The organism is Faecalicatena faecalis, assembly GCF_012524165.2.
Classification (GTDB): Bacteria; Bacillota; Clostridia; order Lachnospirales; family Lachnospiraceae; genus Faecalicatena_A; species Faecalicatena_A faecalis.
Genome location: NZ_JABACJ020000006.1, coordinates 171,045 through 187,001, shown reverse-complemented (window position 1 = coordinate 187,001; position 15,957 = coordinate 171,045). Strand labels below are relative to the sequence as shown.

Annotated in this window: 16 protein-coding genes and 1 pseudogene; all 17 read right to left on the bottom strand. The window is 46.7% G+C overall.

Going from position 1 to position 15,957, the window contains the following annotated elements; all coding sequences use genetic code 11:
- Nucleotides 1-232: 232 nt before the first annotated feature.
- Nucleotides 233-547 (bottom strand): annotated as a pseudogene (locus HGO97_RS24380) (hypothetical protein); the annotation flags it as partial.
- Between the two features lie 183 nt (nt 548-730).
- The gene (locus tag HGO97_RS08915; RefSeq protein ID WP_216240949.1) at nt 731-949 is read right to left on the bottom strand and encodes a hypothetical protein; all 219 of its coding nucleotides are present in this window, start codon (nt 947-949) and stop codon (nt 731-733) included.
- 63 nt (nt 950-1,012) lie between these two features.
- The gene (locus tag HGO97_RS08910) at nt 1,013-1,201 is read right to left on the bottom strand and encodes a hypothetical protein (RefSeq protein ID WP_216240948.1); all 189 of its coding nucleotides are present in this window, start codon (nt 1,199-1,201) and stop codon (nt 1,013-1,015) included.
- 477 nt (nt 1,202-1,678) lie between these two features.
- Nucleotides 1,679-2,350, bottom strand: coding sequence for a V-type ATP synthase subunit D (locus HGO97_RS08905; RefSeq protein ID WP_216240947.1), 672 nt, complete (start codon nt 2,348-2,350; stop codon nt 1,679-1,681).
- A gap of 80 nt (nt 2,351-2,430) precedes the next feature.
- Nucleotides 2,431-3,804 carry a V-type ATP synthase subunit B gene (locus tag HGO97_RS08900; RefSeq protein WP_216240946.1) on the bottom strand — a complete coding sequence of 458 codons (1,374 nt, stop codon included), beginning with the start codon at nt 3,802-3,804 and terminating at the stop codon, nt 2,431-2,433.
- A complete protein-coding gene (locus HGO97_RS08895) occupies nt 3,805-5,571 on the bottom strand; it encodes a V-type ATP synthase subunit A (RefSeq protein WP_216240945.1) in 1,767 nt (588 codons plus the stop codon).
- Nucleotides 5,572-5,709: 138 nt separating this feature from the next.
- Nucleotides 5,710-6,030, bottom strand: a complete 321-nt coding sequence (locus HGO97_RS08890; protein ID WP_216240944.1) for a V-type ATP synthase subunit F — start codon at nt 6,028-6,030, stop codon at nt 5,710-5,712.
- The gene (locus HGO97_RS08885) at nt 6,023-6,994 is read right to left on the bottom strand and encodes a V0D/AC39 family V-type ATPase subunit (protein WP_216240943.1); all 972 of its coding nucleotides are present in this window, start codon (nt 6,992-6,994) and stop codon (nt 6,023-6,025) included. The genes HGO97_RS08890 and HGO97_RS08885 overlap by 8 nt, the downstream gene beginning before the upstream one ends.
- 117 nt (nt 6,995-7,111) lie before the next feature.
- Nucleotides 7,112-7,702, bottom strand: a complete 591-nt coding sequence (locus HGO97_RS08880; RefSeq protein WP_216240942.1) for a V-type ATP synthase subunit E — start codon at nt 7,700-7,702, stop codon at nt 7,112-7,114.
- 40 nt (nt 7,703-7,742) lie between these two features.
- Nucleotides 7,743-8,219: a V-type ATP synthase subunit K gene (locus tag HGO97_RS08875; protein WP_216240941.1), complete on the bottom strand. Its 477-nt coding sequence runs from the start codon at nt 8,217-8,219 to the stop codon at nt 7,743-7,745.
- Nucleotides 8,216-10,234 carry a V-type ATP synthase subunit I gene (locus HGO97_RS08870; protein ID WP_216240940.1) on the bottom strand — a complete coding sequence of 673 codons (2,019 nt, stop codon included), beginning with the start codon at nt 10,232-10,234 and terminating at the stop codon, nt 8,216-8,218. The genes HGO97_RS08875 and HGO97_RS08870 overlap by 4 nt, the downstream gene beginning before the upstream one ends.
- Nucleotides 10,235-10,317: 83 nt before the next feature.
- Nucleotides 10,318-10,626, bottom strand: coding sequence for an ATP synthase subunit B family protein (locus HGO97_RS08865; RefSeq protein ID WP_216240939.1), 309 nt, complete (start codon nt 10,624-10,626; stop codon nt 10,318-10,320).
- Between the two features lie 331 nt (nt 10,627-10,957).
- Entirely contained in the window at nt 10,958-11,449 is a 492-nt protein-coding gene (locus HGO97_RS08860; protein ID WP_216240938.1) for a tRNA (cytidine(34)-2'-O)-methyltransferase, read from the bottom strand.
- A gap of 6 nt (nt 11,450-11,455) precedes the next feature.
- Nucleotides 11,456-12,625 carry an aminotransferase class I/II-fold pyridoxal phosphate-dependent enzyme gene (locus HGO97_RS08855; protein WP_216240992.1) on the bottom strand — a complete coding sequence of 390 codons (1,170 nt, stop codon included), beginning with the start codon at nt 12,623-12,625 and terminating at the stop codon, nt 11,456-11,458.
- The gene (locus HGO97_RS08850; RefSeq protein ID WP_216240937.1) at nt 12,625-13,116 is read right to left on the bottom strand and encodes an Lrp/AsnC family transcriptional regulator; all 492 of its coding nucleotides are present in this window, start codon (nt 13,114-13,116) and stop codon (nt 12,625-12,627) included. The genes HGO97_RS08855 and HGO97_RS08850 overlap by 1 nt, the downstream gene beginning before the upstream one ends.
- Nucleotides 13,117-13,214: 98 nt before the next feature.
- On the bottom strand, nt 13,215-14,231 hold the full coding sequence (locus tag HGO97_RS08845) for an AIR synthase-related protein (RefSeq protein WP_216240936.1): 1,017 nt from the start codon (nt 14,229-14,231) through the stop codon (nt 13,215-13,217).
- 57 nt (nt 14,232-14,288) lie between these two features.
- Nucleotides 14,289-15,878 (bottom strand): VanW family protein, encoded by a 1,590-nt coding sequence (locus tag HGO97_RS08840; RefSeq protein ID WP_216240935.1) that lies wholly within the window; start codon nt 15,876-15,878, stop codon nt 14,289-14,291.
- Nucleotides 15,879-15,957: the final 79 nt, after the last annotated feature.

Sequence of the window (15,957 nt, the reverse complement as noted above, 5' to 3'; positions counted from 1 at the left end):
GGAGCCAGTTCTGATTCCCTTGCGGTGGACGGCCTGGGCCTGGCTGCGGCGGACGGCCCGGACCCGGCTGTGGCGGACGACCCGGACCCGGCTGTGGCGGGCGGCCTGGACCCGGCTGTGGTGGGCGGCCTGGACCTGGTTGTGGCGGGCGGCCTGGACCCGGCTGTGGTGGGCGGCCTGGACCTGGTTGTGGCGGGCGGCCTGGACCACCTGGCTGGGGACGGCCTGGGAAGCGGATCTGCTGTTCTTCCATTTCATCTTCGAAATCTCCAAACTCATCTCCAAAAAAGAACTTCTCATGTTTAAGTACATTATCATAAATCCGGTTACTCATCATACGAAGCTGCAGTTGATCTGGATATTCATCATACATCATGCTGCACTGATATTCCATTCTGTCACATTCCTCTTCCACATACGGAAGGACCTTTTTCGCCATTACCGGATAGAGGCTTTTCATATACTCATAGTCCCTGCGCTCAATCTTCTCATCATCATAAGCAAGCGGCATTGGGTATGCCATGTAATACGGCAGTTTTGGATTCATAATACACACTTCCATTTCAAGACATTATATGGTTAGTATATGCATGCACAGCAAAACCGTTCATATGACGTTGTCTGATTATATTCTAACTTAATTTATAGAGAGAACCAACTTTTTAACTGTAAAAAATCGACGTCCTCACTTGAACGCCGATTTTATAATACCTGTTTCATTGAACACATTCTACTTTTGCATACCTGACAGCTTTTCTACCATCTTTCTTAATTCGATTATCTCACTTTCCATTGCTTCAAGCTGTTCCTGCTGCATCTTATTCCTTCTTTCTAATTCTTCATTCTCTTTTTCCATCGCATCGATCCGTTCCTGCTGTTCTTCTATCATATACTGTACTGTATTCCTGTCTATCTCCTGCAGCTCCTTTGAAATGTACTCCTGAAGCATATTTAGCGTTAATCCAGTATTAAAAACCTGCTTTGCCCGATGGATATATTCTTCTTTCAACGCCTAAAACTCAGGCGTACTTTTTTCAAAAAACACAATGGTATAAACTGTCTTCATTTCTTGATATGTAAACTTCTTTTTCTTTTTTCCACGCACACGTTTATACTGTCTTAGAAGTAAATCTGCTGAATAACACGCTCCCCTCTGTCCCGGAAAGGCATAACCAATCATCTGTATTTCTACATTTGCCATACTTCCATCTCCAAGCTCAACAACAATATCCGTAATCAACAATGTGTTCTAATCTGTGGAAAATAGTCCTTCAGCCCTTTCTTCATAGGCAGATACTCCTTTCTTTTTCTTCTGCTTTTTCTTATTTTATTTCACTTGGTACTGCTATTTCATTCACGGAATCTGTTTCGAAACTGAAACACCGAAATGAGATGTCAAATGGCCGTGAGTTGGCGGATATGCCTGCCATTTTGATAGGTTCAGATTAGCACGTTTCCTGATAGAATACAATTAATAATGTATAAAATATTGATGGATTTCTCTTCATTTCTGCCCCTAGATATATCTCCGAAGCTATATAACACAAAAGGTACCCTGTCATTCCCTCCCTTTCGTACTTGCCTTGATAAATTCCTTTTCAACATAAAACAGCCGTCGCAAAACTGATACCTCTTTCTCATAGTATCAGCCTCACAACGGCTGTTCATATCTCTCAATTTAAGCCATGCATTCTTCTTTTTCTTTGTAATGATGTGCTTCCTCAAGCATCATATCTTTCACCTTCATCAGACGGATCTGAGTACTTCTCTCATTCTCGTCCAACTTCATCGTGATATACTTGATATTCTTTTCTGTCTCTGGAATGATAACATGTTCCAGAGCGTTTACACGTCTTCTTGTCTTCTCGATCTCTGCTGCCATCAGCTGACATGCTTTCTCACATTCCGCAAGCCTGATCATGTCCGGCAGGATATCTGCCAGAGATTTTACAGCCCCATCCAGATCACTGGACGTAAATGCAAAACCATAGGAGTAGATATCATTTTCATCTGCTGTCCTTGTTTTGTAATCAAAGGTCGGTATATTTACACTCATGACATTCTGCTCGCCGCAGTTTAAGTTGATCTCCTGCTTCGGTGCCATGAGGGCTGTATTTAAAGCCGCCTCTGACATGCCTGCTTTGGCTATGACAAAGTTCTTATTGGCAGAAAGGATTCCCTTTTCCACCCGTAAACGCACTTCCATGTTCTCCCTTACCAGATCCAGATACCGACGCATTAATTCGTCACGTTTATCCTTCAACAATTTGTGGCCCCTGATTGCTGTGATACGCTTCTTCTTCAGACGCGTCAGCTCCATACGGGTCGGGTTCACTTGTGTGGATGCCAAATATACTCACCTCTCCTTCTGCTGCTTATACAACTTAGGCTTGGTCTTTTCAAGCCTTAGTTGTAAAGTGTCTCCACCTATTACTGTCCCTGATAATACTGATCCAGGAACTTATCATCAATACGCTTCAACTCTGTTCTCGGCAGCATAGAGAGTAATTTCCATCCAATATCCAGTGTCTCCTCGATTCCACGGTCAGTATTGTATCCCTGGGATACATACTCTGCCTCAAATGCATCTGCAAATTTTGCATACACGAGGTCAATGTCTGTCAGGGCCGCTTCACCCAAGATAACCATCAATTCCTTCGCATCTTTACCACGGGCATAAGCTGCAAAGAGCTGGTTCATCGTGTTGGAATGATCCGCACGAGTCTTACCTTCGCCAATACCTTTATCCTTCAAACGTGACAGAGACGGCAGTACATCGATTGGAGGTGTAATACCTTTTCTGTAAAGATCACGGCTCAGGATGATCTGTCCCTCTGTGATATAACCTGTCAGGTCAGGGATCGGATGAGTCTTATCATCCTCAGGCATGGTCAGGATCGGGATCATTGTGATACTTCCCTTCTTGCCGTTCTGACGTCCTGCTCTCTCATACAGAGAAGCAAGGTCAGTATACATATATCCAGGATATCCACGGCGTCCCGGAACCTCCTTACGTGCGGCAGAAACCTCACGCAGGGCGTCTGCATAGTTCGTGATATCGGTCAGGATAACAAGAACGTGCATATCCTTTTCAAATGCCAGATATTCTGCTGCTGTCAGCGCCATACGCGGTGTTGCGATACGCTCGATAGCAGGGTCATTTGCCAGGTTGACGAACAAGACTGTTCTGTCAATTGCTCCTGTCTCTTTAAAACTTTCAATGAAGAAGTTAGATTCCTCGAATGTGATACCCATTGCTGCAAATACAACGGCGAAGTTCTCATCTGTTCCAAGAACCTTTGCCTGTCTTGCGATCTGTGCTGCAAGCTGCGCATGCGGAAGACCGGAAGCTGAGAAAATAGGCAGCTTCTGTCCACGTACCAGTGTATTCAGACCATCAATCGCTGATACACCTGTCTGGATAAACTCTTCCGGGTAGCTTCTTGCTGCCGGGTTCATCGGAAGGCCGTTGATGTCCATACGGGCATCCGGTAAAATCTCCGGTCCTTCATCGATCGGACGTCCCAGACCATCGAAGACACGTCCCAGCATATCTTCTGATACACCAAGCTCCATGCTTCGTCCCAGGAAACGTACTTTACTGTTAGACAGGTTAATACCTGTTGCACTTTCAAACAACTGTACCAGAGCGTCACTTCCGTTGATCTCCAGTACCTTACAACGGCGTGTCTCACCGCTTGCAAGCTCAATCTCTCCCAATTCATCATAGGAGACATTCTCTACGCCGCGCACTAACATCAGAGGGCCGGCTACTTCTTGTATGGTTCTATACTCTTTTGGCATTTAGAAGTCCTCCTTCCCTAATGAATTGGCAATCTCTACGTGCAGCTCTTTCTTCACTTCTTCGTATACTTTGTCGAGTTCATCTTCATGAGTATACTTGAAACGTCCGATCTGCTCGCGGACTGGCATGTTGATGAGTTTCTGAAGCGGAGCACCTTCTGCAAGCGCTGCTACAGCCTTCTCATAGAATGCCATTACCAGTTTCATCATCATATGCTGCTTCTTCAATGAGGTGTAAGTATCAATCTCATGGAAGGAGTTCTGATGCAGGAAGTCCTCACGGATAGAGCGTGCTGCTTCCATTTTCAGTCGGTCAGTCGGGGACAGTGCGTCCATACCAACCATCTTAACGATTTCTTCCAACTCTGCTTCTTCCTGAAGGAGCGTCATCATCTTCTGACGGTTCTCCATCCAGTCCGGAGCGACCTGTGAATTAAACCACTTTTCCATATCATCCAGATACAGAGAGTAGCTGTTCAACCAGTTGATTGCCGGGAAATGTCTCTTATATGCAAGTGCGGAATCCAGTCCCCAGAACACCTTAACGATACGAAGTGTTGCCTGTGAAACCGGCTCGGAAATATCACCACCCGGAGGAGATACGGCACCAATTGCTGAAAGTGCGCCTTCTCTACCTTCTTTACCAAGACAGATCACGTGTCCGGCTCTCTCGTAGAACTGTGCAAGACGGCTTCCCAGATAAGCCGGGTAACCTTCCTCACCAGGCATCTCTTCCAGACGTCCTGACATCTCACGAAGCGCCTCTGCCCAACGGGAAGTAGAATCTGCCATCAAGGCTACGGAGAATCCCATATCACGGAAATACTCTGCGATTGTGATTCCTGTATAAATAGATGCCTCACGGGCTGCAACAGGCATGTCAGACGTATTGGCGATCAATACAGTCCTCTCCATCAATGACTGTCCTGTCTTCGGGTCCTTCAACTCAGGGAACTCGTTCAGAACGTCTGTCATCTCATTTCCACGCTCACCACATCCGATATAAACAACGATATCTGCTTCTGCCCATTTTGCAAGCTGATGCTGAATGACAGTCTTACCGCTTCCGAAAGGTCCCGGAACTGCTGCAACACCACCCTTAGCGATCGGGAAGAAAGTATCAATAACACGCTGGCCCGTTACAAGCGGCATCTCCGGCGGCAGTTTCTTCTTGTAAGGGCGGCCCTTACGAACCGGCCACTTCTGCATCAGGGTCAGATTCTTGTCCCCCTCTGCAGTCTCTACGACCGCAACAGTCTCTTCCACTGTAAACTCTCCAGCTTTGATCTCTTTGATGGTTCCTTTGATACCATAAGGTACCATGATTTTCTGCTGAACAACGATTGTCTCCTGAACCGTACCGATAACATCTCCGGCTTCTACCTCATCTCCCACAGCTGCTGTAGGAACAAACTCCCACTTCAGATCACGCTTCAGAGACGGAACCTCAACTCCACGTTTCAGATTGTTACCGGAAATCTTCATGATATCATCCAACGGTCTCTGGATTCCATCATAGATACTTGAAATCAGGCCAGGCCCCAACTCTACAGACATAGGAACATCCATTGACTCAACCGGTTCTCCCGGTCCCAGTCCAGATGTCTCCTCATATACCTGAATAGAAGCCTCGTCGCCATGTATCTCTATGATTTCGCCAATCAGTCTTTGATTACTTACACGAACCACGTCAAACATGTTCGCATCGCGCATTCCCTCTGCAATAACCAGAGGACCTGCAACTTTTTTAATTGTGCCAGTACTCATTTCGACGAATTTACCTCCTGCTTATGCATCTTAGGCTCGGTCTTTTCGAGCCTTACGTTGCAAAGTACATCCTGTCGACTTAGGTTCGGTTTTTTCGAACCTTAGTGACATGGATGCATCCTTGCCCTTGTTTCCATTTTACTCCTGTGAAAACAGGATATCTGATCCAACCGCCTGTTCCACGGTCTTCTTCACGCCCTCCACTCCTGCGCCCGTATTGCCGGACACGCCCGGTATCTGGATGATAGCCGGAAGGGTGCGCTCTTTATATTCTTCTATCACATCTTTCAGCTCTGCAGCAATTGCCTCGGTGATATAGATGATCCCATATTTCCCTTCAGCAAGCTGCTTTAGCTTATCCTTAGCTTCCTCGCGGTTCTGGACAGGGCAGATGCTTAAGCCCAGTGTCGCAAAGCCGTATATGCTGTCATAATCACCAAGCACTGCTATCTTATACATACATCTCCCTTATCCTTTCCCGGATTGCCTCATCCGGAAATTCATTCTGCTTTCCGGTCAGGATAATCCGAACTGTCTTAATCTCATTCTCTCTGGCAAGCGCATACGCTACCAGAGGACCTACAGAAAATGAATTGTATTTCTGAGGTCTGATCGTTTCCATCATACGGTTGTCGCACCACCGCTCAAATGCGGACGGAGAATCCTCCAGTGCCTGTGCGCCTTCTGCATAGGTCGTTCCGAGCAGGTATTCACGGATCGCATCCATACCGCTCGCTGCTGCTTTTGCCAGCTGGTCCACGTTCACACTCTGGCAGGGTGCCATTGCACGCTTCATGAAATCCAGTGACTTTGCAGTCTTCTGGGAACGCACGGCGATCTTGATATCAGCAATTGCCACAGTAGACTCCGCGTAATTTCTGATGATCTCATCGTCAGCCTTTTGTCCTGCTTCATAAATGGCATCCAGAGCTGCCCTGTCTACAATGACATCGCAGAGCTGCCCATCCCTCGTATGAAGCAGTGTCTCATAAGCTTCCTGTGCCGCCTCTCCCATCTTACCAGGCAGACGGCCAAATTCCTTATTCTGAATAATCGAAAGCATCTCTTTTCCCGGAATTGCACAATCATCATAGAAAATATTCTTATTCTCCATCTCTGTGCACACTTCCTTGATCGCAGCTTTCAGATTATGGTAGAGTTTTGGATAAGAAAGCACATCAAACACAGACAAGTCCGGAGCGACATCGTCAATAACTTCCCATGTCTTCTCCTCTTCCCGCGTGAGCATGGCAGAAGCGTCCATAGAACCTGTCCCGTCTCCCCAGCCCTTCTCGCTTAAAAACTGAAGACACTGCTCTTCATCCTGGCAGGCCATCAGCCTCTCGATATCGGTACTGGAAATCAAAGAGGTCTCCAAAGCACGTATACGCGCGACCGCGTAAGTATATTCTAAATCATTCAAAATATAAACCTCCTGCTTATACAACTTAGGTTCGGTCTTTTCGAACCTTAGTTGTAAAGTACATCCTGTCGACTTTGGTTCAGTTCTCTCGAACCTTAGTGACATGGATGTTTCTGCCTAAAATAATAATCCATGCACCTTATCGGATAACTCATCTCGTTTGGCATCAAACAATGCCTTTATCGTACAGTTTTCTTCAATCCCGCCATACACCAGGATAAAACCGCCATCCATCTCCTTCGCCTCTTTTGCAAGGCTCAAAGCGCCGCCCTTCGCCACTGCTGCTTTTTGGATTTCCTCCTCGAAGCCCGCCGGCATCCGGCTCAAATCCTTTGCTGAAAAGTATATCTCACCGGATTCACCCAGTACATATTTATCCAGCATCTTGCGGACCATATCAAAATATGCATCTGCATCCAGATTCAGGATTCTCTCGTATGCCTGATCAAGCACACCTGATATCACATCCTGCTTCGCACGCAAAAGAGCCTGCTTACGTTGCATTTCACAGGAGGATGCTACACGCTGTGCATAATTTTTGGCATCCGCTGTTGCTTTATTGGAGATTTTCTCAACTTCCGCAGCTGCCTGTGCTTTGGCAGCCTCAATCAATTCCTCTGCCTTCGCCTTGGCCTCCGCGATTTTCACTTCAGCTGAGTGGGTCGCTTCATCCAGGATCTGACTTTTCATTTTGTCTAATCCACTCATTTATACGCTCTCCCTTCTCTGATTCTTTTTCTCCAACAGATTAAATCTGAATAGCAGATACTGCCAAGAATGAAATCAGAAGTGCAAGGATTGCATATGTCTCAACCATTGCAGGGAACAGCATTGCTTTACCGAACTGATCTGGTTTCTTAGCAATGATACCGATAGCTGCAGCAGCAGTCTTTCCCTGAGATCTTCCAGAGATCAGACCAACGATTCCAATTGGAAGGCATGCTGCCAGAATCAAAAGACCTGTCTGAACAGAAACCTCTGCTGCTCCTCCGCCAAGAAGACCAATTTTAGACAGTGTTACGAATCCGATGATCAAACCATAAAGTCCCTGAGTACCAGGCAGAAGCTGTAAGATCAGAACCTTAGCAAACTTACTTGGATCTTCTGAAACTACTCCTGATGCAGCCTGACCTGCAACACCAACGCCAAGAGCTGAACCTGCTCCTGAAAGAAATACCGCAACTGCTGCGCCCAGAAGCGCATAAACAATACCTAACTGACTCATAAATTTGTTTCCTCCTTAATATCTGCATATTTTGTATTTTCTTTAAAAGGATTAAATGCACGTCCGCCTCCCTCATAGAACTTACCGAAAAACTCTACATACTGCAGACGGTTTGTGTGCACATACGCTCCTAAAAGGTTAATTGCTATATTAAACGTGTGACCTACGATGAAGGCAAAAATGAATACAATCGCCCCAAACACGCTCTTGCCGCCCATACTTCCCATCTGATTGACAACAGATGCGATAACTCCCGTCGCAAGTCCCAGTGCCAGAAGTCTGGAATAAGACAATACATCACTGAGCCATCCGCTGACATTGTACAGATCGTACGCACCCAGTGCAATACGAAGCCCGAAATTCTTATTTGCACGGCCCGACATCAAAAGGATGCCGATTGCACCGACAATTGCCAGTCCCTTACCAAGCGCATTGACCGCCGGTGGGAACACAATAGATGTCTGTGCGATAGATGCAAAAATGTCGCTCGGGATCAGCATGATCAAAAGTCCGACTAAAAGCATATACCAAAGAACTACGTCACAGAAGAAGTCCATGTATTTCTTATCTTTCAGACACATATATCCTTTGATTCCAAGTCCGGTAAATAGGTGAATGACTCCAAACAACATGGAATAGATCAAAAGCTTCATTGGTTCATCCAGAGGAACGAACCATACGGCCGGGATTCCGACCTCGTGTCCGAAGAAGGTCTTCGAAACCACATTGATCACATCACCAAAATACCCTCCGAACATGATGCCCCAGAACAGAGTGGAAATACCGCACCAGAAGAACAACTGAATGGATGTCTTCATGCCTTTTCCCATCCTCGGGAACTTCAATATCAGGATTCCGCATACAATTGACACGATTGCCCCGTATGCCGCATCTGAAAGCATCAAACCAAACAAAAAAACATAGAAAACAGACATAATCGCCGTTGGGTCGAGCTCTCCCTTTCCCGGGAGGCCGAATGCCTCAAGGATTCCCTCGGCACTGGATGCGAACTTATTGTTCTTAAGAAGTACAGGTGCTTCCTCATCCTCCTTCAATTCCTCCACGTCCACAACACAGTCATACTTGTCTGTCAGAGCTTTCTGTACCTTCGAAACTTCCTTCGTAGGTACATATCCGCTGATCAGGAAGGTACGTTCCGACTGCGGCAATTGCCCCAGTACATCGTACTTTTCTGCACGAACACGGTAGTAGTCAGCCAAAAGCTTTAGCCCCTCGCGGTTCACTGCCGAATCAATGACTTCCTTTTCGATGGCCGCGATTCTTTCCTGAATTCCAGAAATCTCTGCCTCCATCTCTTCCTTCGCTTTTGAAGGCACCTGATCAATGATCAGTGAAGGCTTTGCAAACCCAATACTGCGCAGTGTCTCTTCTGCCTGCGCGGCATCCTTCTTCAGGCAGAATACCGTAAGATAGGTGGTGTCCTGCTCCGCGGAAATGATGTGAACATCCACTTCCAGGTCCGGTGACTGCTGCGCTAACATAGAATAGATGTTCTCCAGTGTCAGCATCCCCGGCATTGTTCCCGGAATCATCGCCATATGTGCTGTTCCCAAAAAGTTCATCGGCACATCCAGCTTCTGCCACGGCATCAGGCTCTCGATACTGTTCTCAATCTTGAGGATATTGGCTCTTAATTCCGCCTTTTCCTTATCCAGCATCTGAATCCTTTTTGCGGTCTTCAAAAGCTCGTCCTTATTCTCGATCACTGTCTGGAACCGTTCCTTGTCAATCAGGTCCTTTCCTGCCAGTGATGATAGCAGGGACTGCTTGACCGGAGCATACTGCTGTAAAATATCCAGTGCCTGATCTGCGGACGCTGCCGCTTTGTCAAAGCTAAGTCTGGCATTCGCTGTATCCATCCGGCGGAAGTCTTCGTCTTCCTCGAGCACATGGTTGATCTCCATGACGCCCATACTCTGTAGTTTCTCCAGAATGGCCTTTCGGTCTTTCTTCAATGCGCAGATACTCATTCGTTGCATCTGCAATACCGCCATAATACTATCCCTCCTTTATCTCGCTTCTTTTATACCGGCCTATCCCTGTACGGCCTTAAGGCCGCTGCACCCGCCGGTATAAGCTAAACCAGCTGTGATATCACGAGACCTACTGCCTCATCAACTCTGGATGCTGCAGTTTCCTTTAATGTCTGAATCTCATGCTCAACATCAGACATTGAAGTTTTTTGAGCTTGTGCACCTTGTTCCTTCGCATTGTCCATGATGGCATCTGCCTTTTCACGGGCCTGGCCGATCTGTTCAGCCTTCAGGTCCCCGGCCTTAACGGATGCATCCTCCAGTATCTTCTTGCACTGTACCTCTGCATCCTTTACGATGGCCTCGGCTTTTGCCTCTGTCTCTCTAATCACCTGAATGGTTTCCTCTACCATATATTAGTCACCGCCTTTCTACGTACACAATCTTAGAATATCACACAACTTGTTAATAGTCTACAATAATTTGTTATTTTTTTCTTTTCAAATTGTGCATTATTTTCTTTGCTTTCATCCAAACCTCGCTGAATATGTGCATTAACCATAATTTTCCATCCTTCTAATTATGCTATTTTTTATGCATCTTTGCCCATAGCACATTTTCCATTATTATGTGCACAATCCAGGATTCTAAAACCCTCTTTCCTCAGGAATCTGAAAAAGTGAAACCAAACACAGCTCCATACTGTTTTTAGTTCCACTTTTTTGTTTTGTATACATAGACAGATTACCAGTGCAGATGATGTAAATGTCCTTCCAGGTTCATCCCTGCAAATTGGTTCTGACGCAGCGCTTCGTAGAGAATGACTGCTACAGAATTGCCCAGATTCAGTGAGCGGATATCCCCTACCATAGGGATACGTACACAAACTTCCTTATGTTCTACTAGAATTTCCTCCGGTATCCCGGCGCTCTCTTTGCCGAACATAATATAACAATCCGGCTCATACTGGACCTCCGTATAGACCTTAAATGCCTTCGTCGTGGCCATATAAATCTTTGCCCCCGGGTTCTTCTCCAGAAAATCGTTATAGTCGATATATGTCCTTACATCCAGATCGGACCAGTAGTCCATCCCTGCACGCTTCAAAGCTTTCTCATTCAACTTGAATCCGAGCGGCTCAATCAGATGAAGCCTTGTATTGGTCGCGACACAGGTCCTTCCAATATTCCCTGTATTTGCCGGAATTTCCGGTTCATGAAGTACAATATTCAACATTGCAGCCTACCTCTCATTTCTCAGACGCTGTATGAAATTCCCCAGACGTCCCAGTGCTTCTTTTAAATCATCTAGTGAGTAAGCATAGGAGATACGCAGAAATCCCTCGCCGCATTCACCAAAAGCAGTTCCTGGAACGACTGCGACCTTCTCCTCGTTGAGCAGACGAGTCGCAAACTCCTCGGAGGTCATGTTAAATTCCTGAATACTCGGGAACACATAAAATGCTCCGAACGGCTCAAAACATTCCAGTCCCATACGTGCAAATTCGTGCATCAGGAAACGTCTCCTTTGATTATAGGACTTGCGCATCTCTTCCACTTCATCGTTGCAGTTGCGCAGACCTTCAATAGCAGCATATTGGCTGTTCGTCGGTGCACACATAATCGCAAACTGGTGCAGCTTGATCATCTGTTCAATAATCGGCTGTGGTCCGCAGCAGTAGCCCAGACGCCATCCCGTCATGGCAAATCCCTTGGAAAAACCATTGATCACGATGGTACGCTCACGCATTCCCGGAAGACTTGCAATGGAGACATGCTGCGTTTTATATGTCAGCTCGGAATAGATTTCATCGGAAAGAACATACAGGTCATGTTCTTTTACGAATTCAGCAATCGGTTCTAAATCCTCTTTCGTCATAATGGACCCTGTCGGATTGTTCGGGAACGGCATAATCAAGACCTTTGTCTTCGGAGTCGTATACTTCTCTAAATCCTCCACGGTCAGCTTGAACTCATTCTCATACTGAAGCGGAATAACTACCGGTACTCCATCTGCCATGATGGTACATGGAAGATAAGAGACATAGCACGGCTGTGGAATCAGGACCTCGTCTCCCGGGTCCAGCATACAGCGAAGGCCGATATCAATTGCTTCACTGCCTCCTACTGTGACCAAAGTCTCCTTTTTGGGATCATATGTGACATGAATCTTTCTTTCTAAGTATCTGCAGATTTCATTTCTTAATTCTTGTAATCCGGCATTGGATGTATAAAAGGTACGCCCTCTTTCCAAAGAAAAAATACCTTCCTCACGGATACGCCACGGAGTATCAAAATCCGGTTCTCCCACACCAAGGGAAATCGCGTCCTCCATCTCATTTGCCACGTCAAAAAATTTCCGAATACCGGATGGCTCGATTTCTATTATTTTCTTTGATAATGGGTTTCTCATCATGGCGTCACCAACATCCTTTCTGACTCTTTTTTCGGTACCAGGATAGTGCCATGATCTTTATATTTTTTCAGAATGAAATAGGTCGCAGTACTGATCACGGATTCAATCGGGGACAATTTCTCAGATACAAACCGGGAAACCTCTTTCAATGTCTTACCTTCTAATGTAACAAGAAGGTCATACCCTCCTGAAATCAAATATACTGCATGAACCTCTGGATAATTGTAAATCCGTTCTGCGATACGGTCGAAGCCCTGATTGCGCTGTGGAGTCACGCGGACTTCAATCAATGCGGTCACGCTCTCTACACCTGCTTTGTCCCAGTCAATCAGTGTATGATATCCACAGATGATCTTCTCCTTCTCCATATCAGCGATTTCATTTGCTACTGTCACCTCGTCCACTCCGAGCAGTACCCCAAGTTCTCCAAGATTCACTCTGCTGTTCGTCTCCAGATATCTTAAAATTTCATTCCTTAAGTTATCCATATCTACTACCTCCTAAATGTGTCTATACAAATCTGTTTTTTAAATTTACAACTTTTTATTCCCGGACAGACACCCGTCCTGCCGCTTTTTTCCTCTTCTTATGGTGCAGCCGTCTCACTCTTTAAGGCGCGCTCCCACCAGAGCATCAGCTCATCCGGTGCCGGCCTGTCCAGATATCTCTGTTCTTCACCGCTTGTGATCACCCGGGCCTTCCCGTCCGTGGCAACCCCAAGCTTGACGGCTCGTGCGCCCACCCCTTCCAGCTCCTTCACAAGGGCATCACCATCCGCTGCTGTCATCAGAAAGCTTCCTGTGGATGTCATCTGGTAGGGATTGAGATGATAGTATTCGCATACCTCCACCGTCTCCTGACGAATGGACATACGGGAAAGTGCAACCTCCAGGCCGATGCCTGACGCCTCTGCTAATTCCCACAGTGCAGCCAAGATTCCTCCGCTGCCGATCTGGTGGACTGCCGATGCCCCCGCACATTTTGCTGCCCGGATGGCAGGAATTCCCAGAAGCTGATGCCTCAGTCCCTTCATCTGCCGGATGAACGCAGGGACAAACCTCTGTCCCAACTCTTCCTCCCGCTCTGCCAGGATCCTCAGCATCCCCTCCAGTCCGATATAACCACATAAAATAATATCCTCTCCCGGCGCCGCATCCGCTGCCCGGGTCAAATTCTCTTCCTTTGCACTCCCCACCGCTTCTGCCGTAAAAAAGGCCTGGTTCACAGCAGGATTACTTTCTACTTTTAAACAGGTCAACTGTACGCCTGCTTCACTGCAGACCGACTCCATACAGCCTGTCATTGCCTTTACCTGGGCTTCTGTGGCTGACAAAGGCAACACTGCCTGGACAGAGAGACCTACTGGATCTGCCCCCCATGAAGCGACCTCGTTGAGGGCCCGCGCTGCTGCATAGATTCCCGCCTCTTCGACATTTCCAAAAGACTGTGCGCCAGCGTATACTGCCACCTGTCCTTCCGGTACCCGAATTGCACTGCAGGCCTCCTCCATAGAAGGAGGAAAAAGGACCTCTTCACGCACATGCTTTAGTTGTTTTCTAACCGACCTCTTCCATACGGTCTGTGAAATATTTCCTGCTTTCATACTTCTCCTGCTTCTACCAACATGGAATACTTTTGTTTCCCTGCTGTCTTTTACTTCCTAATTCTGTGTACCATCCTGCCCCGCCGAATCATTCTCTGCACCTGAACTATCCTGCGTGCTGTCCTGTGAACTGTCTGATGCTCCTGTCAGCTTCTGGATCGTACTCATGATCTGGCTTTCATCTTGCGAAAGAATAGCCTGATTCATCTGATCCGTCACCTGGGGATCGTCAGAAGCCGTTCCGACCGCAATGGTCTCCTTTGACGGAACATACTCACTGTTATTAATCACATTCCGGCTCACTTCCTCGCCATCCTGATAGACGACCTTTACAAGCTGCGCAGAAATTGCCGGCTGTGCCTGACTCAAAACGTAAAAATTACCAATTCCATCATCTGTAGCTATATAACGTTTTCCTTCCGGCAGGTCCGTCCCTGTTGTCTCACTGACAAACTCCAGTGATCGTCCTGCTTCTCTGGTCTCTTTCCCATAGATATTAAATGTAATGCAGCCGTCAGATAGCACACTTTCAACATAAATTGGTGATTCCAGGTTATTCTTGAACTTAAGGTCTTTCACATCATCTGCAATCGCAGCATCCTGTGATGGTTCCACATAATGAACAAGCATCGTATGCGGAGACCGTTCCGTTACTTCCAATTCCGCATATAGTACCGCATTATACAGCGTAGTAGAAATCTGACAGATACCGCCGCCCATGGACTGTACCACCTTATCATCCTCATAGGAGGCTGCCTCTGTAAACCCATTTTCCTCTGTATAAGGTCTCATGGCGGCATCGGCTGAAAATTCTTCCCCTGGCTTTATAATCGCGCCGTCAATATGCTTTGCGCCGCTCTCTATATTCTGTGCCCTGCCGGAACCGTCACTGCCGTAAAATGTAGTATAGCTGCCAAGCAGATCTGTCATTGTCTTTAGATCAGCTTTCGTAATCTCTGGATCGTTGTAAGTCAGATAGGCCTTTACCTTTCCACCCTTTTCGTCCCAGCTTCCGGCTAAAAATTTATTAATGCTCTTTACCGTTTTCCCGACATCCAGTACTTCACCTGGCTTTTCTTTCACAATGACCACACCGGAATCATCCTGCGTCACTTTTGCATTTTCGGGAAGATTCAGTTGATCCTTAAATGCAGCGTTCAGGCCTGCCAGAGCCGATTTTTCCGTCACTGCATATGTAACAGGAATCTCTTTTTTGTTCTCATGCTTCTGTGCTCGTTTTAAGATTCGATAACAGGAAAGTGCATTTCCCTTTTTCCCATAATCTACAGCTTTCTGGACTACAGAATCTAATTTCTTCACAGTAAGACCGAGCTCTCCAAGAGTCGCCTCTGCCTCTCTTCCATCCTCCAAGGACAGACTGACCTTCACATCCGAATAGACTGAGAGTTCCTTTTGTATCTTCTCTTTCGCTCGCTTTGCATTCAGGCCCGATACATCCGTTTTTCCGATAGAAACTCCCTGTATGATAATACGTTCATCAAACTTCCTGATATACCTGTGCAGGAAAAACTGAACGCAGAGAATTATAACGGCTGCACACAATATCATCTGGAGCAGACGATAGATCACTTTAGCCTGTGCCCTGGTTATCCTCCGCCTGCGCCTTCTTCTTTTTCTGTTCCCCATAAGCTTCCTCTAATTTCCTTTGTAACCGCTTTCGAGACACCTGCCCCTGTCAGAACTCCTGCTAAGCAACAAGATATGG